Origin of the sequence: Phytohabitans kaempferiae (genome assembly GCF_042433955.1) — a bacterium.
Classification (GTDB): domain Bacteria; phylum Actinomycetota; class Actinomycetes; order Mycobacteriales; family Micromonosporaceae; genus Phytohabitans; species Phytohabitans kaempferiae.
Genome location: NZ_JBHLUH010000064.1, coordinates 128322 through 149018, shown reverse-complemented (window position 1 = coordinate 149018; position 20697 = coordinate 128322). Strand labels below are relative to the sequence as shown.

The window sequence follows — 20697 nt, the reverse complement described above, 5'->3', positions numbered from 1 at the left end:
GCATCCTGACCAGCCACCTGCCTAACCGGCCCGGGTTCGCCGCCCCGTACGCGGCTGGAACGGAAATGTCGCAAGCGACATCTCGGGCGACATCTCCATGAGAAGGCGACATGTTAAACGCGAACCTACAATCGGTTGGTTCGTATATCTGCGGCGGCACCGGCAACTGCTCCGGAACCTACTGGGCGGGTGGCCTGTTCACGCTGACCCTTCCCACCGGTTGGATCTGGACGGGAGAGCCCGAGCACTGCATCCTGCTCTCTCCCGAATCGCTGACCTGCTCGGCGGTCAGCGACCCACCGCTCTACGTGCCGCCCACACACTCGTAGGAACCCGTCCGCCCACACGAGGGCTACGCGCCGACGCTGGGTCGATCGCCCACCGTTGCGTAGACTGTGGCCCTGACCATGCTAACCACCAGGAACGTCAGGATCGAATTCGTGGACGGACGCGAGTACCTCACGAAACTCATCTCCGACCGGTTGACAATGGCGCAACAGCGCACCAGTCAACAAAGGGCAGCCATCGTCAACCGGTCAGAGATCCGCGGTGTGGCATTGGGACTCCTGGCCGCTTCTGCCCTCACCCAAGACGACATGCAACGTATCCTCACAGATCTCGACCGGACCCTGCAATCCATGGGGATTTACGAGGAGATACGTTTCGAAACGTCCAGCACTGAACACCACATTGCCCCAACCTACTTCGCCAAGACAGCAGAAGGGTCAAGTACCAGCCAGCAACCAGCCATGCCCGACACCCACACCGTCCCGTCCCTCATCCGAGTTCATCCACTCGACGGGGCGACCGCCGTAGTCTACGGACAGAACGCGACCCTGCTCAGCGCCGACATCTGGTCGACATCGCTCCGAATCAGGCTCGCATTCCCTCATCTGGGGGCATCGAACACCGACATCCACCGACTACACCACCGGTGGCGTGCGTGGGACGACGAGGGAACGCAATACCGCGAACGGGGAAGCGAATCCTCCGACGCCCAAGGCTTCCTCACCCAATCACGAGTCTTCGAACCAGCACCCTCACCATCAGCCAGACAGCTGACCGTGGCGGCGCCGCATCGGAGCGGCGAGGACCGCTTCACCCTCGCCCTGCAGTAATGCCCAGAGGCGCCCCGTGATCACGCATCCAAACCTCGGGATCGACCGGCCCGCCACCGACATGCACCTCGAAATGCAGGTGCGGGCCACTGGAACGGCCGGATGAGCCGACATATCCCAGCGGCTGCCCAGCCGCGACCCGATCCCCAACCCGCAGGACTGGTTCGTGGAGCAGGTGACAGTAGCGAGTCGTCACGTTACCTCGGTGGCCGACATCCAGATACCAGCCGCAACCTCTGGTGAGGTTGGGATCGCCGTCCCGATCGCAGCCCCAATCGTCGCCATCCCGCACGTCGATCGCGTTGCAACGAATCCGAACCACTCGCCCCGGCGACGCGGCGCGGACAACCGTACCCCGCACCGCGCCAAGATCCACCCCATCATGCCCAGGCCGTTCCACCGTACGAAACCCGGACACCACCGGCGCGCGCAATGGAGCAGTCCAGCCGCCAGTGCTCACGCATTGCTCAAGATCGTCCGGAATTGCTCGCCAATTCGCGGAACCTACAGCTTGGAGTAGGGCGTTGGCGTCGTCTTCCCATTTGGCGTAGGCGTGGGGGTAGGCGGAGCGTTGTACCTGTTGCGCCGCTTGGGTCAGTGGCATGTTCTGCCAGCCGTCGATTTGGAGCAGGGCGCGGTAGAAGCGGGTTGCGGCGTAGACGGGGTCGGCCAGTTGGGTGGGGGTGCCCCAGCCTTGTGAGGGTCGTTGTTGGAACAGGCCGATGGAGTCGCGGTCGCCTCCGGGGAGGTTCCGCAGGGAGGATTCCTGCATGGCGGTGGCGAGCGCGACCACCCATCCTCGGCGCGGTACGTCAAGGTCGGCGCCGACCTTGACGATGGTGGCGGCGTTGGTCACCTGCTCGCTGGTCCAGCGGCCGACGGGCCGCTGGGATGCGTTCGGGGTCGGCGGGCCGGATCTGGGTGGGCTGGTGCCGGAGACGGCCGGCGAGGGTGGTGGGCAGCTGCTGGCGGCGCCGGTGCCGATGATGGCGCCGATCGCGCCGGAGCAGAGCAGCACGATGGTGGACGCGGCGAGCGCGACCCATGCGACAGCTCGGGTCGTCATGACGTCTCCAGACGTGGGGCGGAATCGAGGGGACGAGGAGCGCTGCCGTATCTCGCGTGTGGTGCCTTCCTTGCTCAGGAGCGGCAAAGCCCGGCCAGGGCCTCAGGCCCGCGATTCGCGTGGGCGGACCAAAGGAATGGGCGAAAGGCTGGGCCCGGATACGCGTGCGTCGGCGGGGGACAGCGGTTCGGGCGCGGGGAGCGGCCCGGGTCGGGTGGGGGTCACCACCTTGGCCATCCCGGTTGGGCCTGGGAGGCTTCTTGTCCTTCGGGATGGCCTGGGGTGGTGACCTTGTGGCACATCGACGCTCACCTCGCGGGCAAGGTCAAGTCGTCGGGTGTTTCGGATGTGTCAGTGGTCGGATGGCGCGGGTGTCAGCAGTCCCGGATGCGACGGTGTGGCCGGTCGGCGATCGCCGGTTCGTCGTCGTCGGGCGGCCACGCCACGACGCGACGGCCACGGTCGATCCTTTTGGCGTCGAACATGGCCAGGTCCGCCTCTCGCAGCAGTCGGCGGACGGTTTGACCCGGTCGGCTGGCGGTGTAGCCGACGCTGGCCGTGATCGGGAACTGGTGTCCGGCGATGCGGATCGGGGCACCGTTGATGGTCCAGGCCAGTTCGTCCGCGATCTGGCCGGTGGTGGTCAGGTCGCCGTCGACCAGCACGACGAACTCGTCACCGCCGAAGCGTGCGGCCAGCAGGGCCGGTGGTGGCAGCGCGGCCAGGATTCTGGCCACGTGGCGTAGCAGGTCGTCGCCGCCGGCGTGGCCGACCGCGGGGGTGTCGTTGACCCGTTTGAAGCCGTTGAGGTCGAGCAGGATCACACCGACCGGGCGGCTGGCGGCCAGCAGGTTCCGCAGCCGCCGGGTGAGGCCGCGCCGGTTCGCCAGGCCGGTCAGGCTGTCGTGGTTGGCCTCGTAATCCGAGGTGCGCTTGGCGCGACGCAGGTGCGCCATGTAGGGGGTGAGGACGGCCAGCACGGTCAGGGCTCCGGTGGCCGCGGCGAGCAGGTGACTGAATGTGGGAGACAATGTCAGGGCTCCTTGCCTGTTACGGAGCACCGGGGGCGGGCGTGAGGGTCCAACTTCGACGTCCGCCCCCGGGCCAGGTTCACCGAAGCGTTCGTTGAGGCCGTACCCGGGTGCGTGCGGCCGGGCCGGAGCGGGCAACGACGCAGGGCGGTGCGGAAAGCGACGCCGCGTCAGGCATGGGGTTCGGTGTGCTGGGTGCTGACGGCTGCGGGGGTGCCGGGTGGGGCGAGCTTGAACTTGGCGGTCTTGTCGGTGAGCCGTTCCGCCTGGCCGGCGTCGGTCAGGTTGTCGAGGGCCAGCACGACCGCGCCGGCACTGGCTTTGCCGTAGCCGTGGTCGGCGTCGGCTTGGTCGATCAGCCGGGCCATCTGGGTCACCGTGTAGACGGTGGTGGGGTTCGCGCGCATGATCGACAGGGCGACCTTGGCGAGGTGGCCGGGTGGCCGACGCTTCGCGGCCGCGCCGGCCGCGGTGGACGTCGTTGCGGGACTATCGGTGCTGGACGGGGCGGTGGGCTCTTCGCCGGTACTGGTGGGCTCGGCTGGGGGCGGTTCGGCCGCGTCGCTTGAGGTTTGCTCGTTGTTGGTGGCCTCGGTGTCCGTTCCTGTGGGGTTGAGGGGCGGGTCCGCCGGGCTGTCGGTGGACGTCGGGGCCGGGGCGGTGGCGGCTGCGGTGTCCTGGTCAGGCGCTTCCGCCGTCGATGGTGCGTCCTCGGTGTCCGTGTCGCCGCCGGCCAGGGTGGGTGGGGCGTTGTCGGGGGCGTTGGCGCCCGTGGGGGTGTCGCCTGCCTCTGGCAAAGGTTCAGGCACGTCCCCGTCAGCGGCCGGGATGGTGTGGGAGGTGCCGGCGGGGGCGGGTGGTGTGGCTGGCAGCCGCCAGTAGGTTCGGCGGTCGGCGCCGCGCGTCTTCTCCGCCCGGCCGGCGGCCTCGAGGGTGCGCAGCCGTGCGGTGACGGTGGAGTAGCCCTGGCCGGTTTCCTCGGCGATCTTCGCCGCGGTCGCTTCGCCGAGCCTGCCGATGGCGGCCGCGACGGCTTCTACCGGCTCGTCCCCGCTGGTGTCGGGCGTGTTTGGTTTGTCCATGGTTCCTCCCATGCTGGATTTGGTGTACGGGGTTCGCGTCCTGGACTTGATGGACGCTCGCAAGAGGACTGCTCGCAAGTCGTCCCACCTGCGGCGCGGGGTGGGGAGGCGCCGGCGGTTCAGTGGCCGGCGTCGACGACCGCGACGGACCACGCCGCCGGATCGAACCGGGGATGTGGCCAGTCGGGAATGGCGACGTGCGGGTCGCGGCTGCCGGTGTGTAGGTCGTCGAAGACCTGGAGCAGGGCAGGTGGTGTCAGTTCGTCGCCGTTCTCGCCGGTGGCTGCCGGGGCCGGGCCGATCTGCACGATGCCGGCCAGGTCGACCCAGGCGTGCGGCGTCGTCCCTTTCGGATACCGCCACTGCGGGTGCAGGAGCTGGGTGAGGGGGACGATGTCACCGGGGTGCGGCGCCCACCGTTTCGGGTCGGCCACGACCGTCGTCCCTGGTTCCCCGGTGGTGCAGGTCAGGCAGGTTCCGGCATCGGACGCGGTGTTGGCCGCGCAGTCGGGGCATGGACGCCGGTTCCGCGGGTCGAGCTGCGGGTCGTAGCCGCGGTCCCACGCTCCGGTGAAGCTGCCGCCGTACCGGTAGCCGCGGATCTGTCCGGCGCGGACCAGGGGCTGCATGGGGCCGGCCAGGTGCAGCCGGATGCTGGCGATGGTGGCGGTGTGGTCGACCAACACCGCGTACAGGTAGCGGGCTATCACCGGCCCGCCGACCCGGCGTGCTCGGCGCGGGTCCGGCGTGGGCGGGTCCGGGTCCCTCGTTTGGCGGGCAGGCGGACAGCGGCGGTGATGAACGGCTGCAGGGCCTGCCGCAGCCGGTCCAGGTTCGGCTCGGACAGGTCGATCTCCCAGGACGTGTTGTCCAGCGAGAACCGGTGTGTGGTCACGCCGTCGGTGCTGCCGTCGAGGTCGTCCTCGACGACGATAATGGTTCGTTTTGCCATAGGTGGCGTCCCTTCTGCGGAGGTCGAATGCGCAGGGTGGGATGGGGCCGCCAGCCAGGCACCCCCTTCCGGCAAACCCTGAACACATCGACGGACTTATCAAGGTGGGTCTTGTGTGGGCGTGGAAGCCTGCGCCGACGTCGGAACCAGCGACGGAAGCGGCAGAGCCCGCTGCGACGACCCATGTCCGGCGGCCGGCGGCTTGATTTCGCCGGCGTGACGCCCACGGGTTCGCCGGCTCTGGACCGGTCGGGTCAAATGGCCCGCGTCGGGCGACGGCTCGTGAACTGATGCCCGCTCGCCCTCGCGGGCCGGCCATCCCAGGGCTGGGCTGGAACTGGTGGCGATGACCTGTTCGGGCGTGTGGTGGTCGTTGCGACTTTGCATGATGGCTGTTGCTCCTTCACGCAGGGCGGCTCAGTGGCCGGCCGCCCGGCCTGGCGTGTCGGGCGGTGTCGCCGGTTCAGACGGCGCGGAACGCATGGGTCAGCCGGTACACCGCGTCCACGACGGTGGCGTCGCGCTGGCGTCGTGTCGGCTCGATCTCCACGGCGAGAGTGGGCTGTTCGCCGCGGCGCCGGATGAGCTGGTAGAGGCGCCCGTCGGTGTCGACGGCGATCAGGATGCGCGCTTCCGCGTCGGCCATGGCCGGTACGGCGTTGAGGTCTCCGTACCGGTAGCCAGCGAAGCCGGAGGTGACCCACCCCTCGCAGAGGAAAGCGGCGCCGAGCAGGGGGCCTGCGTTTCGCCGCACCCAGCCGGACAGCCAGGCCGGCGGGTTGGTGTTCAACTGGTCGGCGAGTGCGCGAAGCACGATCGGTACCGGAACGTTGCCTGACCTGCCGGGCAGCGGCACCGTCCAGTTCGGTTCGAACGGCAGGACCTCGGCGTGCGCCGTCGTGTCGGTCGGGTCGCCGAACATACCGAACACGGCCGGGTCGCCGTTCCAACCGATTCGGCGCTCGATGGTTTCCTCGACCCGCTTCAGTTCCGTGGCGATGGCGTTCACGGTGTGCTCGATGAGCATGGTTGCTGACCTCCGTTGTCGAGGTGATGGCGATGGGGGGAACCGGTGAGAGGCGTTGGGCTTCGCACGCGGGCGTCGACCCTGCCCGGCCACGTTTTGGCCCAGCCGAACAGCAGCGAGCTGTGCGGGGCGGCGAGCGCGGTGGGGTCCTCTGTGCACGACCAACCGGGCGGTGTCGGTTGCTCGACCGCCGATGCGCGGCACAAGGATTTGGTGCAGTCATCGGGGGCTTACACCGGCACCCAAACCCATTGATAGGCGCCGATCGAGTAGTGGCCGGTGGCGTCAGGTGTCACCTGGTCCTGTTCGACCAGCAGGGTGATCTCGCCGTCGGCCTGTTCGGTGTGGACGATCGCGATGCCGCGGGCGAGTCGGATGCGCGGGTACCGGCCGGGGAGGCCGCTCATGTTCAGGTAGACCAGGTCGGTGGCCATCTTCTGCACCACGTCGTGGGAAAAGCGGGCGACGACGCCGCCGAGGGCGGTGTAGCCGTCGGCGATCAGGGCGGGGTAGGTGCCGCCGCCGATGGTGGGGCAGGTGACCTTGGCGCGTTTCCAGGTCGCGTCCGGCGGGGCTGTGTCGCGGCGCGTGGCCCTGATCTGGTAGCGGGTGTTGGTGTCGTCGGTGGCCGGGTCGGGGTCCACGGCGAGCCAGTTCACTTCGTGGTCGCGGGCGTAGCGCAGCAGGTCCAGCAGGTTCCGTCGCCCGTCGGGGTGTTCTGCCAGCAGCGGCAGGTGTCCGTCCCGTTCGTCCACGCGGGCGGGGTTGCCGGTGGTGCCGGTCGGGGTGTGGATCCAGGTCTCGGCCCGTGTGTGGTGGACCTGTCCGTCCACGTCGTACCAGACCGGTGTGCCGTTCGACTCCAGGACGTCGCCGCGGGCGTCGTTGATCCACAGCAGCGCGGGTTGGTGGGGTGAGCCGTCGCGGTAGCCGCTGACGGCGGCGGCGTGCTCGGCGATGGGGAGCACGTCTCGGACCCGCCACCACAGTCGTGGCGTCATTGAAGCAATTCACCTTTCTTCTCGGGAACGGTCACAGGTTGTCGGGTGTCGCTCCTGGCCGAACCCGTGGTGTCCACGGTTCGGTGGCGCGGCGCGCGCCCGTTGACTCTTCGGGCCGGCACCCGTGGGGGTGCTGGGTTTGGGGTGAAAGAGGCAAAGAGCGCCCATGCTTCGGGCGAAGGCTGGTGTTTGCCCCAAGTCCCCTGGGGCGTGCAGGGAAGCGATTTCGGGATTGGGACTGTTGGCGTGGTGTGGTTCGCCTTCGGAACCCCACGACGTCCTCGTTCGCCGTTGCCATACCGGACTGCTGTTGGGCGAGCTTCAAGGGCTGGTTCGGGTTCGGCAGAGGCGCCGCAATCGGCAGGGCCTGAAATCCCAGCTGGCCGAAGGGCGTACGGGCGCGGCGGCTTGGGCGGCTTCTCCACGAGGTTGGAGCCGGTCGGGAGCCACAACTGCCCTCGGGTACTGGGTGCGTGGGTTGCCCGACCGGTTCCATCTGGTGCTTCCTGCAGGGCCTGTGCAGCATCCTGGGCTAGGTCCAGGCCCTCGCCGCCGGGGGCGGGAGGTGGGCGCTGCTTGGTGCCCGGGCGGTACGGATCCTGGTTGAGCGTGGATCTATCGCTGTTGCCACCACTGTTGGATCAGGTGGTTTGCGCGTCGCTTGCTCTTGTGGTGTTTGACCTTTCTGATCTTGCCGCCGGCTGACCGCCGGTCGCTGGTGGTGCGGTGAACCGCGTAGTTGCACCAGGGCTTGGGCCTGGCCGGACGCCGGGTGGACGCCGCCAGGGCGGCCGCGTCGGTGCGGCTCGCCGATTCCAGTACTGGTGCTCGCGAGGTCAACGTCGTGGTCATGAGCATCGCCGCCTTCGTATCGGTCAGGGCAGAGCCGGTCGGGCAGGCACACGCTGGCCCCGTGGGTACCGGGTTGGTGTGCTGGTGCCCGACCGGTTCTGCTGAGGGGTCAGAGGGTGATAGCGAGCAGCCGCTGGGTCTCGTCGAGCCGGTCGACGTACTCGTTGGCCTGCTGCAGGTAGGGCACCCAGTCGGTGAGGTAGTCACTGGCTGGTTGCAGCCGCACACCCTGGTGGGTGAGCAGCGCGTCGGTGACGACCGTCCACATGCGGTGGTAGTTCGCGTAGACAGCGGGACCGGCCTGGAGGATCTCCAGCTCGTCCGGGTTCAGCTCCCGTGCGGCGGGGTACGCGGCGTTGTGCAGTCGCATCGCGGTAACGCGCGGCTGCGCCTCGAACTGCGCGCGGGCGACGTCCATCGGGTAGGTGGACGGGTCGTTCAGGTGACGCTCGTGGAACACGTGCCACGGCGTGGCCGTCGGGGTTCCGGTGACCGCGCCGAACCACTGCCGGTGGCGAAGGTTCGCCCCGACCGCGGCGGCGTCGCGCATGCCGGCCAGGTTGAGCAGGCGGACGGGTCCGCCGGCGCACCAGGCCGGTCGCTTGCGCAGCCGGATCATCTGGCCGCGCTGCCACAGGTGCAGCCCGGGGATGGCCCAGAACCGCACGTCGGCGATACCGGACACACCCAGGTGGCGGTCCAGGTTCCGGGCGCTGTCCAGCAGCTTGCTGGACAGGTCGTCCGGGACGCAGACCACGATGGTGCGGGCCGGAGCCGGCGGCTTCACCGGCGTCGCCGGCGTGGTTGGGCTCGCCGGGGTCGCCGGAGCCGGAGACTTGGCCGGGGTGGCCTGCTTGGCCGGGGTGGCCTGCTTGGCCGGGGTGGCCTGCTTGGCCGGGGTGGCCTGCTTGGCCGGGGTGGCCTGCTTGGCCGGGGTGGCCTGCTTGGCCGGGGTGTTGGCCGTGGCGGCGGCGCGCGCGGCGGCTCGTGCCGCGGTGCGTGCCCGGCGCCGGTGCGGCGTGCCGTTGACCGTGCCGGTGTTGGGTGCAGTGGTCATCGATGGACCTCCTTCAGGTTGGGCGCCCCGTGTTTGGGCGCGCGGCGGTGACCGGCCCACTGGCTGCATGGGTCGGCGGATTTCCGCGGTGGGTGGGGATGGGTTGGTCGGTGCGACCGTGGCCGCCGTCGCGCGATACGCGTGCCGACCGGCCCCGAAGGGCGGGTGGGCTGAGCGCTACCGCTGGTGGTGCGGCGGGTGGCCCGTCGGTGGGACCTGACCGGGTGGTGCTGATATGTGTGGTGCGGTAATGCCGAACTTCAGAAAAGGGGCGTCGAGCGCACCGTTGTGGCAGGGGCGCTGCCGCCGTATCGACAGCGAGTGCGCCCTGATGGGTCAGGGCAACTGGTCAGACCCGGGCGGCCAGCAGCAGGGTGCCGCCGGGCAGTTCGGCCAGGCGTCGGTTGGCTTGCCTCACGTACGCCAGTCGCGCGTGCGGCGAGTTGTTGAGCGGGCACAGCGGCGGCCGCCGGTCCGCGGAACGCAGTTCACACAACGCGTCCACGGCGGCATGCCGCAGCTGCCAGTACTCGAGGTAGGCGTCTTCGCCGAGCTCCAGCAGTTCGGTCTCCCAGCGCCGCCACTGCTGGGTGCGGACGCCGTCGCGTCGCTGCGCCAGCCGGTGCCGGGCGCGTTCAAGACCGCGGCGTCGCATCCGGTCCAGATCGATCATCCATAGTGGCCCGCCGGCGCAGCGCAGCGGCGAGCCGTCCCGGACCTGCACCAGACGCTCGCGCTTGCTGTCCGGTCGTGCCAGAAGCCGGTGGTCGGGCCGGATCTGGTCGTCGAACACGGCCGAGGCCGGATTCGTTACCCGCTGGGCAACCCGGGGCGGTATGCAGTAGGTGATGTGACTGATCCGCACCTGGGTGGCGGTGACGATGGGCATACGCGATGTCCTCCTCAACGTTTGGTGCCCGGGTATGTCCGGGCATGCCGAACCGGCCGGCCCACCAGGATGTGGGTCGGCGCGGACCGGCGGGGATGAGACGGATGGTCAGGTGCGAGCGTCGGGTGGCCGCGGGGCTGCGCGTGCCGACCGGCCCGGAAGAGGGCGGGTGGGCGAGCGCTACCGCGAGCTGCGGCGGTGGAACCCGTCGGTGGAACCTGACCGGGTGGTGCTGATATCGGGATGTGCTGTAGTGCCAGGTGGTGGTGGCCGCCGCGAAGCGGGCCGTGATTGTCAGTGCGTGTCCGGGCCGTCGGGGTAGGTGAGGGTGATCAGCCGCTGGAGCAGCTGGACGACCTGCTCGTCGCCGGGCTCGTCGATGGTGACGACGGCTTGACCGGAGCGTGGACGGGTCAGGACGTAGACGGTGCCGTCGGTGTCGACCGCGTTGATCGACCTCACCTGGGACGAGGCCTCGCCGCCTGCCGGTGCGGGGTACATGAACAGGTAGGCCAGGCACCTGGGCTGGCCGGGCCGTGCCGTGGCCAGGGAGAGGGCGCTGGCGGCCTGCTGCGCGGGATCGTGCGCCTCGTCGGTGATTCGTCGCAGGGCGGCGACGGGCCCGTCGGGGTGGTCCTGCCAGTGGGCCGGGTCGACCATGAGGGGCACCAGGGTGAGCGACCGGGCGGTCGGATCGGGATGCCCGGGTACGGGCGCGTCCCGGAGCCAGCCGAACAGGACCGGACCCGGCCATGGCGTGGTGGCTTGCGCGTGGGCGTCGATACCGTGCAGGCACCGAACGATCCCGTCGCGTTGGACACGGGAAAGCATGTGTCACCTCGTGAAAGGGTTTGCGCCCCCCTTTGAGGGGCGTGGCGAGAAGCCGGCCCTGCGGAAACGGGCGGCGTGAGGATGGACGGTCGAGGTGCGACCGACAGGTGCCGCGGGTCGCGCACGCCGACCGGCCCCTACAGGGGGCGGGTGGGCTGAGCGTGACCGCTGGTGGTGCGGCGGGTGGCCCGTCGGTGGGACCTGACTGGGGTGGTGCTGACATCTGGGTTTGCTGTGGTGCCTTGACGGTAACCGCCCGCTCTTTCAGTAACCCGGCGTCACCGCCCGATGAGAGATCCGGGGGCGGCTGATCTGAACCTGCGACGGGCCGGCCCAGACCGCCAGTGACGGAAGGCGTTCGCGCGGCACCAGATCACAGATGATCTTGTGAGGTGACAGATGCGGAGCGTGTCTTAACCACCTGGTGCTTGACGGCCAGAGGCGGCCCCCGCCTTGAGCCCAGGCAGGCATCTGAGGTCGTTCGGGTGGCTGCCCAAGTCGGGAGCAGGCGCAGTGCGTCGTCGTCGGGGTGAGTCGGCGGGAGCGATCAGGGTCAGGCCGGGGTCGGCGGGAAGGCGCAGGGTTTGGCCGGTGCTCAAGGGAACCGTGCGGCCGACGATGACCAGATCATCGCCGGCGGTACCGACCGGCGACCACCACTCCGGGAGTGCGCGTTACGCCGCGCAGCCAGCACAGAAGCGGGTCACTGTCACACGAGCAGCGCCTCGAGCTCCGGAAGCCGGCCGAACATGTCGGGGAGGCCGCGTACGCCGTTGCGTACGGACTCGTGCGACAGCGCGAGGTCAGGGCCGGTGCTCGCCTCGACACCGGCGAGGCAGCGCAGGATGTTCCACCTCGTGAATGCCAGCCAGCCGCCGATCATGAACACGAACCAGCTTGGGCCCGACGGCGGCAGCGCTCCGCCCCCTGCCACGTAGCCGTCGAGGACCGAGCGGAAGATAGTGGGCTTGATGTCGTCGAAGCCGGGGCCCTTCGCGAGGCTCAGCGCGGTCGAGCCGAGCTCACTGGCCAGGTCGAGCATCCCCGCCAGCTCCCAGTCGAGTATCACCGGCCGACCGTCTCGGGCGAGCAGGTGTTGTCCGTCGCTGGCGATGAGCATGCGAAGTCGTTGGCGGTGAGCACGAGGAACCGGGTCGAACGGGTCGGTGCGCGGCGGCATGGTGAACACGAACGGCGCCGAAAGGGTGCCACGAGCGGCGGCCGTCGGATCGGTCCGATCTGGTTGATGCTCACCGTGACCGTGTCGGCCGGGCGCCCTCACCGTCTCTTGTAGACGGACGGCGGTAATGGTGGCCAACACGAGTTGACCCCTTGGCCGTTCCTGGTGTGGTAGGCAAGGCTGCCTACTCGTGGCGGGAGTCCGACGTGATCATCGTGGTCGAGCCCGGCCAGGTCGACGCCGACCTGGCCGCTGGGCGGCTGGCCTGCCCACACTGCGGCGGCCGGCTGCGCCCCTGGGCGCATGCGGCCAGCCGCCGGGTCCGCCAGCTCGACGGATCCACCACCCTGGTCCGACCACGCCGGGCCCGCTGTACCGGCTGCCGTGCCACCCAGGTGCTGCTGCCCGGCGCGCTGGTGCCCCGCCGCGCCGACACCGCGCAGGTGATCGGCGCCGCCCTGGTGGCCAAGGCGAACGGGCACGGCTGGCGGCGGATCGCCGCTGACCTGCACCGCCCGCCGACCACCGTCCGCCGCTGGCTACGCGCCGCCCGCGGCCCGCCACCTGGCCTGGCTACGCCACCAGGCCGTACGGCACGCCGCCCGGCTGGACCCCGAGGTCTTGGCCGACCTGCCAGCGCAGCCCACCGAGCTCGGCGACGCGTTGACCGCGCTCGGCGCGGCAGTGGCCGCCTGGCGCCGCCGGTACGCCCGACACGCCGAGGCATGGACCCTGATCGGCGCGTTCACCCGCGGTCGGCTACTGACCCCGATCTGATCACACTGCCACAGCAGGGGACGAGTCTGCCCATAACCCAAACAGTCGACATCGACCAACATCACCGCCACCGTGAGCATCGCCGCGACAACGTGAGCACCAACCCGCACCGTTCATGCTCACCTCCAGCGCCGCCTTCATGCTCATCGCGGACGCCGGGCAACAGCAGGTTCCACGGGTGGATGTCCTTGTGGGTCAGCACGACGGGGCCTGGCCGTTCGCAGGTGTCGACGAAGTCGGCAATCGCGAGGAACGTCTCGACGTGGGAGGCGAGCTCGTCGGCCCAAGGCTGTCCGGTCGTCGCCGCTCGCTCGGCGAGTTCGGGCCAGTCCCGTGACGTCGGGTCCTCGATCGACACGTGGGTCCACTCGACGTCGAGCGCGTGGATGCGCGCGAGGATCTGTCCGATCTCGAACGCGTAGGCCGCCGACACCGGTGCTTCGGGCAGCTTCTCGCCCTCGACCCACCGGTGGACGAGCGTGTGGTGGCTGGCCGAGATCGGCTCTGGCATCGGGATGCCGGCGGCGAAGGCCGTCCGCTCGAACCTGAACACGTCCTCGACGTGGTAGGTCCAGCCGCGGTTGACAAGGTTCAACTCCTTCACCGCGAACGACCCCTGGTCGGTGTCGAGCCGGTACATCCGGTTGGCGAACCCGCCGTGGACGCGGATCATCGGCCCGATCGGCGCGCCGAGATGCGAAAGGTTGAAAGGCACGTCGTCGTCCGCGGTCACCCCCACGAATCTAGGACTCGCACTTCATCGATGCACCGAAAATCCCTGTGACCACCGAGGCCGTCAAGGTCACCATGGACGAGAAGCTGATCGACGTGCGCGGCCGCCACGGCGACGACGAAGCCGGCGACTGGTGGTCCGGGACCTCGGTGCCTCAGTGACGCGTCCGGCGATAACCGGGCCTGGAGGTGATTCCGATGGCATCGGTGGCGCACCCTCATCACGGGGATCAGCCGCCGACACCGACACGACGGTGGCCAAGTATCGCGCCCACCTTGGCCACCAATCGTCCTCAGCCACACACTAAGCGATGCCTGGCCGGGTGGCCCCCGTGCCAACGGCTGGCAAGTGTCAACTATCGCTGGTAGTCACAAGGCGTCGCCGGTGAGGTCGCGCACGTCGTTGTAGCGGTTCGGGTTGGTACCAGCTGCGGGGCCGTGGTCGCTGGGTAGCTCGTGTAGTCGCAGCCGCTGTCCTGGGTCGCTGGTGAGCGTCCACACCGGGCCGGCCGGGTCCGGGCTGTGGACGGCGGTGGCGACCGGGGTGAGGGTGGGGACGCCGGCGAGGGCGTCCTGCAGGCTGCGTTCCCGGGCCGGGTTCGGGACCCAGAACAGGACGGGGTAGCGGGGGCCGAACTCGGTGAGCCGTTCGTAGCCGCGTAGTTTGGCCAGCACCTTGCGTAGGGGTTCGGTGCCGCGGTCGTGTTCCAGGAAGAATCCGACGCTGTGCTGGCCGTGCTGCCAGATGCCGTGGCCGTCGGGGAAGATGCGGGCTGAGGCGTAGGCGTCGGTGGCGTGGTGTTCGGACCACCAGCGCGCGAGCCGGGCCTGCGGGTCGGTGCGGGTGTGGGCGTGCAGGTCGACGAAGAACTGGTTCACCCCCAGGGTGTGCTCGCGTTTCTGGGAGCGGGCGATGCGTCGGGCCCGGTCGATGTGGCTGCGCGGTGGTTTGGCTTTCGGGTTGTCCGGGTCGGACCATGCGTTGGGGTGCAGGTGCAGGCCGACCGGGCCGAGGGTGTAGAGGAACGGTGGGGTTCCGCCGTCCGGGTCGGAGAACGAGAACCGGGTCAGGGCGCCGATTCGGTACAGGATGGTCAGCCGCATCCGCGCGGTCGCGGGCGAGGTGAACAGGGCGCGGGCGATCTGGTCGGTGGACAGCAGGTAGTGCTCGGCCAGCCAGGACAGCAGCAGCCGGTCACGTGGTGTGAGCCGGCGCAGGACGGCCAGGGGGTCGGGTTTGGTCGGCTTGGGAGGTACACGGCGATACACGATGAGGACTCCTCAGCGAAGAGATGTCCCTCCATACAGAGGGTGTCTTCGATACACGCGGTCCTTTGAGGACGACAGGTTTGCGCTGATCAGGCCGGTTGTGCAGCACTGACAGAGCAGTACGGCACCGGCGGCATCCGCCCGGGCTGGTATGGGCATGTGCTGACGGGTGTGCTGACCGGTGCGGTCACCCCCGCCGGGGAGCAGGGTGGGTCGCAGGACGGTTCAACGTGGGGCCGGTCGCGGTCAGGTGCGGCCGTTGGCGGGTTTGGTGCCCTTGGGACGGCGGACGCGGCCGCCGTCCTGCGGCGGGCGGGTGTACCGGTCGACGAGGTCGTCGATGGCGGAGGTGTCCTGTCGGGGGACGGAGGCGGCGGCGACGCGCCGGATGTGGTCGGCGGCTCCGACGATAGGCCGTGGTGGGCGGGTCTTGAACGTGAACGCCGGTGTTTGGCGGCCGTCGACGACCAGGCGGCCGGCGGCGGTGTAGGCGTCGAGGTTGGCGAGGTCGTACTCGTCGAGTTCGGGTTGGGTGTGCCGGGCCAGGATCCGGGCGTCCTCGGGCGCGACGGTGAAGTAGATCTTGTTGCGGGCGTTAGCGGAGGTGGCGGCGAGCAGGTCTTTGGGGAACTGGGCCAGGTCCTGGTGCGACAACACCAGGGACAGCCGGTATTTGCGGGCCTCGGCCAGCATCGAGTCCAGCGAGGACGCGAGGGTGAGGAAGTTCTGGCATTCGTCGATCACGAGGGTGCAGTCGCGGCGTTGGTCGGGTGGGATGGCGGCGCGGGCGGCGGCGGCCTGCCAGACCTGGGCGAGGATGAGGGAGCCGAGCAGCCGGCTGGTGTCCTGGCCGAGTTGTCCTTTGGGGATCCGGACGAGTAGGACACCGCCGTCGAGGATGTCGCGCATGCTGAAGGAGCCGTGCGGGTAGCGCATGGTGCGTTTGACGAAGTCGCGGAGCAGGAACGCCCGCAGGCGGGCCAGGACGGGGCCGATGACCTGGGAGCGTAGGGCGGGGTTGAGTTCGTCGTACCACTGCCAGAACCCGGACAGCCCGGCTGGGTCGTCCAGTTCGGCGGTCATCGCGGACCGGAACTGGGCGGAGTTGAGCAGGGGTGGGATGTGTTGCAGGGTGACGTTGGCGTGGCGTAGCAGGGTGAGGCAGGCGACCCGCATGACGTCGTCCATGCGTGGTCCCCAGGCTTTGGCGAAGATGTTCCCGAAGATCGACACGAGGTTGTCGACGACGAGGTCGGGGTCGTCGCCTTGCAGGGGGTTGATGGTGGGCGGGTTGGTCTGGTCGGGGTCGTAGAGCACGACCCGGTCGGCGACGTGGGCGGGGAGCCGGTCGAGGATGTCCAGGACCATGTCGCCGTGCGGGTCGATGACGACGGTGCCGCGGCCGGCGATGATGTCGTCGACGGCGGTGTTGACCAGCAGGGTGGTTTTGCCGGAGCCGGTGGTGCCGACCACGTGCAGGTGGTAGCGGGCGTCGGTGACTGACAGGCCGACGGTGTGGCCGCCGACCTCGGCGTCGCCGAGCACTTTGACGCTTCGGCCGCCGGACGGTATCGCGACGGGGGCTGGCATCGGTTTGGCGCGGGCCCGGTCCAGTCCGGGCACGGCCAGGTCGCGTGGCAGGGCGGCCAGTACCGCGAGTTCGGGGGTGTTGGTCAGGAACCCGGCGCCCAGACGCCGGGCCGCCAGCACCTGCACCGGTTGGCGCATGCGGGTGCGGTGGGTGAGCCGGTTCCGGGCGGAGTAGACGGCGAAGGTGGCAGCGACGGTGTCCGCGATGCCCCGCAGCCGTCGTTGCGGGTCGACGGAGGGGCGGTGGTTGGTGGTGGCGACGCAGTACCGGATAGCGGTCTGCCACAACGGGAACGCGTTTTTGTCCAGGATGGACCGCACGTCACGCTCCAACCCCGGATCACGCCGCGCGAAGGTCTGAGCCGGGCGGGTGGCTGTGCGGCGCGTTCCGGTGTGGAACAGGTCGAGCAGCCACCGCACCGGCAGCCCCGGGTCGAGGCCGGGGGTGGGGGGTTTGCCGGCGCGTAGCCGCACGGCGGCGCGGTGGGCGCGGTGTTCCCGCCGTGGGGTGGCGGGTTTGGCCAGGACCTGGACGCAGGTGTACTCGCCGGGATGGAGTTGGGCGCCGGCGGCCATCAGGGCCCGCAGCGGGTCGGTGTCGTGGTCAGTGCGGTAGGGCAGCCAGTGCGCGGCGACGGGGAGCAGGTGCCCGCCGGCGGCCGGGTCCGCGGTGTCCGGGATCGGCGCGGTCGCGGCGGTGGTGGTGCAGGCGGCGCCGGGCCAGGCGCCGCGGACGGCGGCCTCGACGGCGCCGGGTGGGACGGTGCCGGGAACCCAGATCGAGACGAGTAGTTGCCGGCCGACCCAGGTGTACTGCCAGGCGACGTGCGGTGTCCCCCACAGGATGCGGTTGCGCCAGGAGGGGGTCAGCAGGCCGGCGAGGTTGGCCCAGAGAGCGGCGGCGCTGCTGGGTTCGACCTGGGGTGGTGGGGCGATGGTGACCGTGCGGGCGCCGGCAGCATGGTGGCGGTGCCGCCAGAGGGCGAGCAGGTTGTGGCCCGCCACGGCGGTGAGTAGGAGCAGACCGGCCAGGCCGGCCAGCCACGGCCGGTGCCCTAACCACACCGCGACGTCGCGGCCGAGGTCGATCGGGCTGGGAACGGGGACGGCGCCCGGCCCGGAAGGGCTGGGCGCCGACGGCGGCACGGGTAGCGGGTTCGGGTCGGGGGGTGTCACGGCTCGTCCTCACGATCGGGCAGGTCGTTGGGGTTGGTGGTGGCGATGGCGTGCTCGGTGGGGGAGGCGATGGCTTGGAAGCTGGTGCGGCTGGTGCCGGACAGCAGCAGCCCGTGTCCGGGCGGTGCGGCCAGCAGGATGCGTCGTTCGCCTGCGGTGAGGCCGAACGCGTCGGCGACCGCGTCGATGGCGGTGGGGTCCTGGCGGAGCAGGATCTGGGTGGCGGCGTTGGCGACGACGGCTTTGCCCAGCGGGGTGTCGAGCAGGTCGGCGACGTCCTGGGTGACCACGGTCAGTCCGGTGTTTCGTTTGCGGCCGGCTTTGGCCAGCCGGTACAGGAACGTGGCGCCTTCGCTGGTGCGCATCAGCTGCCAGGCCTCGTCGACCACGACCATCCGCCGCGGCACCGGCCTCGTAGTGGTGGGTTGGTCGACCTGCCGCCAGATGTGGTCCAGGGCGAGCAGGGTCCCGACCGGGCGGACCTGGTCGGGCAGGTGTCGCAGCGACCACACGACCAGGTGGCCGTCCGGTCGGGTGGTGGTCGGCCCGGCGAACAGGTCCGCGAACGACCCTTCCACCCACGGGGCGAGCCGCGCGGCGAGGCGGGCGGCGGCCGGGTCCGGATCGTTGGCCAGGGCGGCGGCGAGGTCGCCGAACAGTGGGGCGGGCCGGTGGTGGCTGTCAGGATCGGCGGTGATGCCGGCGGCGCGGTAGGCGCACAGGATGGCCCGGTCGAGGGCGGCGGCCTCGTCCGGCGGCGGCCGCTGGTCGATGAGGACACCGACCAGGGTGTGCAGGAACAGGCCCCGCCGGGCCAGCACGTCCGGGCGGGTGTCGCCGGTCGGGAGGTCGAGGGGGTTGACCCGCACGCCGGGGGCGCCGAGCCGGACCACGGTGCCGCCGACCGCGTCGGCCAGGCGCAGGTATTCGTCGTCGGGGTCGATGACCTGGCAGGCCACGTTCCGGTAGAGCGAGCGCAGGATCTCCAGCTTGATGACGAAGCTTTTGCCGGCGCCGGAGCGGGCCAGGATGACCGAGTTGTAGTTGTCGCGGCCGTACCGGTCCCACCAGATCACGCCGCTGCCGGCCGGGTTGACTCCGTACAACACCCCCGCGGTCGGGGTGTGGTCGCCGGGCAGCGGTGCTGGAAGGTCCGGGCTGGCCAGGGGGAACGCGGCGGCGAGGGCCTGGGTGTCCATGGTGCGCAGCACCCGCAGCCCGTCATGCGCCAGGGGGAGGGTGCTGGTCCAGCCGGCCAAATGCCGCCAGGTCGCCGGCTGGACCTCGAGCAGGGTGGAGGCGGCCGCGGTCTTGACCTGAGCGCACGCCTGCACCAGCTCGGCCTGGGTGCGGGCGTGGACGGTGCAGTACAGGCCGACCCGGAACAGCTTTGCCGCGCCGCGGGCCAGCCGGTCGGCCAGATCGGCGGCGTCGTCCGCGGCCGCCTCCACCGCGGGGTCGGACAGCTTCCCGCGGGCCAGGTCGGTGCGGCGGGACGACTCGTACCGGGCGCGTTGGGTGCGTAGCCGGGCGGCGGCGATCGGGGCGGGCAGCGGGTCGATGTGGATGGCGAGGTCGAGGCGGCCGGGCCAGGACAGCAGCGGTTCCAGCCAGGCCGGGCCGACCTCGGCGGGAAAGCCGGTGACCACCAGGGTGGCGGCCCAGCCGTCCCCGACCCGCAGGCAGCGTGGGGTGACCTCGACCGACTCCAGCCCGGCATCCACCCCGCCGGTGCGTGGTGGGGCGTTGCGGCTTCGGCGTGGGCGGGTGAGCAGGCTGATCACGACTCATTCCCCTCCTTACGGGTGGTGGGTCCGGTGATGACGGTGTGCGCGCCGGCCTGGCGGGCGGGGCGGGCCGGCCGGTAGGGGTCGGCGGTCGCGGCGAGGGCGGCGGTGACCTCGGCACCGTCCAGGACCCGGGTGGCCACGCCGAGCCCGGACAGGGCGCGGACGGTGTCGTCGGCCCGGCGGCGGGCGGCGTGCTCGCCGTGCTCGCCCGCCGTGGTGGAGCAGGCGATGAGGATCTGCCGCTGCAGCGGATCGCGGCGGTCGGCCAGGTCCGCCAGGAATGCGGCGTGGTCGGCGCACGCGGCACGCAGCGCCGGATGGGCAAGGCTCTCGGCGGTGCCGGCGAGGGCGCGGGCGTAGCCGCGCAGGTCGACCGGTTGGGCGGAGACGACGACCTGGGTCGGGGCGGACAGCGAGTTGAGCCACCGTCCCCAGGCCTCGATCAGCGCGGCCTGCTCGCCCGGGGTGCGCAGGGCGAGGTTGACACTGGACGCCGCGACCACCGTCGCATACCGGCCGTCCAGGGCGATCTGGCCGTCGTCGTCGATCGCCTCGGCAGGCAGCCGCAGCGGTGCCGGTAACGGCACCCGTACCTTGGCCGGGACCTCTACCCACTGCGGTAACGGAACTGGCTGGTCTGATGTGGACAGGCGGGTGGGGGCGCGGGTGAACCGCAGCCCGTGCAGCAGCCACCGGTCCAACGACAGGCCGTCGCGGCGGCCGACCGCCACGCCGAACGCCAGCCCGGCCACGACCACCGCGACACCGACCAGAACCTGCCCCGGCACAAGCTCGTGCAGGGCCTGCCAAAGCAGGTACAGGCCGGCGCCGGCGACGGCGAGGATGGCCAACTGCCGGAACGTCAACCCGTACACGATCTTGTCGGGGGCGTCGACGTCGGCGGGGACACGAGCTGTATAGGGCTCGTCGTAGGAGTTCTTCTTCGGATTCATTGGTCGCTCGCGCCCTTTCCACCCGTTGACGGGTCAGGGGTTGCCGGTGTTGTTCAGCGCCCGGGTGAAGGGCGTCCTGGTGTTCGTGTATGCGATCGACGGCGGCAGCGGCGGATCTCGCTGTCGCAGTCCTGGACGGACCGGGGCCCGGAGGCGTTGCCGGGCCGGTTCGCCGTCGAAGGGCTTGCGGTGACGCGGGCGTTGATCGACGCTGGCACCCTGGCTCCGCAAGTCCCTACCCGTCGCGGCCCCAGCGGAAGCTGGTGCATCCCCCCGAGACGCCGCTACACAAGCGATCTACCGTGCGAAGGTCATCAGCTCGTT

The 20697-nt window shown here is 70.3% G+C and carries 19 protein-coding genes and 1 pseudogene; 3 read left to right on the top strand and 17 right to left on the bottom strand.

All coding sequences use genetic code 11. The features are described 5' to 3' along the window. Nucleotides 1-440: 440 nt before the first annotated feature. Complete coding sequence (locus ACFFIA_RS31265; protein WP_377257701.1) at nucleotides 441-1118, top strand: hypothetical protein; 678 nt, start codon at nucleotides 441-443, stop codon at nucleotides 1116-1118. On the opposite strand, the gene ACFFIA_RS31260 is transcribed toward ACFFIA_RS31265, so the two are convergent. From ACFFIA_RS31260 to ACFFIA_RS31205, 12 genes are all read right to left on the bottom strand, one after another. Next, the gene (locus ACFFIA_RS31260; protein ID WP_377257699.1) at nucleotides 1099-2184 is read right to left on the bottom strand and encodes a M23 family metallopeptidase; all 1086 of its coding nucleotides are present in this window, start codon (nucleotides 2182-2184) and stop codon (nucleotides 1099-1101) included. The two genes, ACFFIA_RS31265 and ACFFIA_RS31260, sit on opposite strands and share 20 nt — an antisense overlap. A 374-nt stretch (nucleotides 2185-2558) precedes the next feature. After that, on the bottom strand, nucleotides 2559-3215 hold the full coding sequence (locus ACFFIA_RS31255; RefSeq protein ID WP_377257697.1) for a GGDEF domain-containing protein: 657 nt from the start codon (nucleotides 3213-3215) through the stop codon (nucleotides 2559-2561). Nucleotides 3216-3385: 170 nt separating this feature from the next. Then, nucleotides 3386-4360, bottom strand: coding sequence for a winged helix-turn-helix domain-containing protein (locus ACFFIA_RS31250; protein ID WP_377257695.1), 975 nt, complete (start codon nucleotides 4358-4360; stop codon nucleotides 3386-3388). Nucleotides 4361-4416: 56 nt separating this feature from the next. After that, complete coding sequence (locus ACFFIA_RS31245; RefSeq protein ID WP_377257693.1) at nucleotides 4417-5007, bottom strand: hypothetical protein; 591 nt, start codon at nucleotides 5005-5007, stop codon at nucleotides 4417-4419. Further along, nucleotides 5004-5249 carry an Lsr2 dimerization domain-containing protein gene (locus ACFFIA_RS31240; protein WP_377257691.1) on the bottom strand — a complete coding sequence of 82 codons (246 nt, stop codon included), beginning with the start codon at nucleotides 5247-5249 and terminating at the stop codon, nucleotides 5004-5006. Before ACFFIA_RS31240 ends, ACFFIA_RS31245 begins: the two co-directional genes overlap by 4 nt. Before the next feature lie 463 nt (nucleotides 5250-5712). After that, a complete protein-coding gene (locus tag ACFFIA_RS31235) occupies nucleotides 5713-6276 on the bottom strand; it encodes a hypothetical protein (protein ID WP_377257689.1) in 564 nt (187 codons plus the stop codon). A 230-nt stretch (nucleotides 6277-6506) separates the two neighbouring features. After that, nucleotides 6507-7277 (bottom strand): hypothetical protein, encoded by a 771-nt coding sequence (locus ACFFIA_RS31230; protein ID WP_377257687.1) that lies wholly within the window; start codon nucleotides 7275-7277, stop codon nucleotides 6507-6509. Nucleotides 7278-7892: 615 nt separating this feature from the next. Continuing rightward, nucleotides 7893-8129 carry a hypothetical protein gene (locus ACFFIA_RS31225; RefSeq protein WP_377257685.1) on the bottom strand — a complete coding sequence of 79 codons (237 nt, stop codon included), beginning with the start codon at nucleotides 8127-8129 and terminating at the stop codon, nucleotides 7893-7895. Nucleotides 8130-8238: 109 nt separating this feature from the next. Further along, on the bottom strand, nucleotides 8239-9186 hold the full coding sequence (locus tag ACFFIA_RS31220; protein ID WP_377257683.1) for a hypothetical protein: 948 nt from the start codon (nucleotides 9184-9186) through the stop codon (nucleotides 8239-8241). 349 nt (nucleotides 9187-9535) lie between these two features. Beyond that, nucleotides 9536-10075 (bottom strand): hypothetical protein, encoded by a 540-nt coding sequence (locus ACFFIA_RS31215; RefSeq protein WP_377257681.1) that lies wholly within the window; start codon nucleotides 10073-10075, stop codon nucleotides 9536-9538. A 294-nt stretch (nucleotides 10076-10369) separates the two neighbouring features. Further along, entirely contained in the window at nucleotides 10370-10906 is a 537-nt protein-coding gene (locus tag ACFFIA_RS31210; RefSeq protein ID WP_377257679.1) for a hypothetical protein, read from the bottom strand. A gap of 709 nt (nucleotides 10907-11615) precedes the next feature. Next, on the bottom strand, nucleotides 11616-12026 hold the full coding sequence (locus ACFFIA_RS31205; RefSeq protein WP_377257677.1) for a hypothetical protein: 411 nt from the start codon (nucleotides 12024-12026) through the stop codon (nucleotides 11616-11618). Nucleotides 12027-12253: 227 nt separating this feature from the next. Here ACFFIA_RS31205 and ACFFIA_RS31200 point away from each other — a divergent pair. Then, nucleotides 12254-12634 (top strand): annotated as a pseudogene (locus ACFFIA_RS31200) (DUF6431 domain-containing protein); the annotation flags it as partial. 73 nt (nucleotides 12635-12707) lie between these two features. After that, on the top strand, nucleotides 12708-12863 hold the full coding sequence (locus tag ACFFIA_RS31195; protein ID WP_377257675.1) for a hypothetical protein: 156 nt from the start codon (nucleotides 12708-12710) through the stop codon (nucleotides 12861-12863). Nucleotides 12864-12924: 61 nt separating this feature from the next. Here ACFFIA_RS31195 and ACFFIA_RS31190 read toward each other — a convergent pair whose 3' ends face one another. The 5 genes from ACFFIA_RS31190 to ACFFIA_RS31170 all read right to left on the bottom strand — a co-directional run bounded on the left by ACFFIA_RS31190 (nucleotide 12925) and on the right by ACFFIA_RS31170 (nucleotide 20373). Continuing rightward, entirely contained in the window at nucleotides 12925-13596 is a 672-nt protein-coding gene (locus ACFFIA_RS31190) for a phosphotransferase (RefSeq protein WP_377257673.1), read from the bottom strand. 368 nt (nucleotides 13597-13964) lie between these two features. Continuing rightward, nucleotides 13965-14864, bottom strand: a complete 900-nt coding sequence (locus ACFFIA_RS31185; RefSeq protein ID WP_377257671.1) for a replication-relaxation family protein — start codon at nucleotides 14862-14864, stop codon at nucleotides 13965-13967. A 246-nt stretch (nucleotides 14865-15110) separates the two neighbouring features. Then, a complete protein-coding gene (locus tag ACFFIA_RS31180) occupies nucleotides 15111-17630 on the bottom strand; it encodes a helicase HerA domain-containing protein (protein ID WP_377257669.1) in 2520 nt (839 codons plus the stop codon). After that, the gene (locus ACFFIA_RS31175; protein ID WP_377257711.1) at nucleotides 17627-19354 is read right to left on the bottom strand and encodes a VirB4 family type IV secretion system protein; all 1728 of its coding nucleotides are present in this window, start codon (nucleotides 19352-19354) and stop codon (nucleotides 17627-17629) included. The genes ACFFIA_RS31180 and ACFFIA_RS31175 overlap by 4 nt, the downstream gene beginning before the upstream one ends. A gap of 56 nt (nucleotides 19355-19410) precedes the next feature. Then, on the bottom strand, nucleotides 19411-20373 hold the full coding sequence (locus ACFFIA_RS31170; protein WP_377257667.1) for a PrgI family protein: 963 nt from the start codon (nucleotides 20371-20373) through the stop codon (nucleotides 19411-19413). Nucleotides 20374-20697 lie beyond the last annotated feature (324 nt).

Coding starts and splice junctions, on each gene's coding strand:
- ACFFIA_RS31260 (WP_377257699.1), bottom strand. CDS start 2,184: ATGACGACCCGAGCTGTCGCATGGGTCGCGCTCGCCGCGTCCACCATC.
- ACFFIA_RS31240 (WP_377257691.1), bottom strand. CDS start 5,249: ATGGCAAAACGAACCATTATCGTCGTCGAGGACGACCTCGACGGCAGC.
- ACFFIA_RS31235 (WP_377257689.1), bottom strand. CDS start 6,276: ATGCTCATCGAGCACACCGTGAACGCCATCGCCACGGAACTGAAGCGG.
- ACFFIA_RS31230 (WP_377257687.1), bottom strand. CDS start 7,277: ATGACGCCACGACTGTGGTGGCGGGTCCGAGACGTGCTCCCCATCGCC.
- ACFFIA_RS31225 (WP_377257685.1), bottom strand. CDS start 8,129: ATGACCACGACGTTGACCTCGCGAGCACCAGTACTGGAATCGGCGAGC.
- ACFFIA_RS31220 (WP_377257683.1), bottom strand. CDS start 9,186: ATGACCACTGCACCCAACACCGGCACGGTCAACGGCACGCCGCACCGG.
- ACFFIA_RS31215 (WP_377257681.1), bottom strand. CDS start 10,075: ATGCCCATCGTCACCGCCACCCAGGTGCGGATCAGTCACATCACCTAC.
- ACFFIA_RS31210 (WP_377257679.1), bottom strand. CDS start 10,906: ATGCTTTCCCGTGTCCAACGCGACGGGATCGTTCGGTGCCTGCACGGT.
- ACFFIA_RS31205 (WP_377257677.1), bottom strand. CDS start 12,026: ATGCTCATCGCCAGCGACGGACAACACCTGCTCGCCCGAGACGGTCGG.
- ACFFIA_RS31170 (WP_377257667.1), bottom strand. CDS start 20,373: ATGAATCCGAAGAAGAACTCCTACGACGAGCCCTATACAGCTCGTGTC.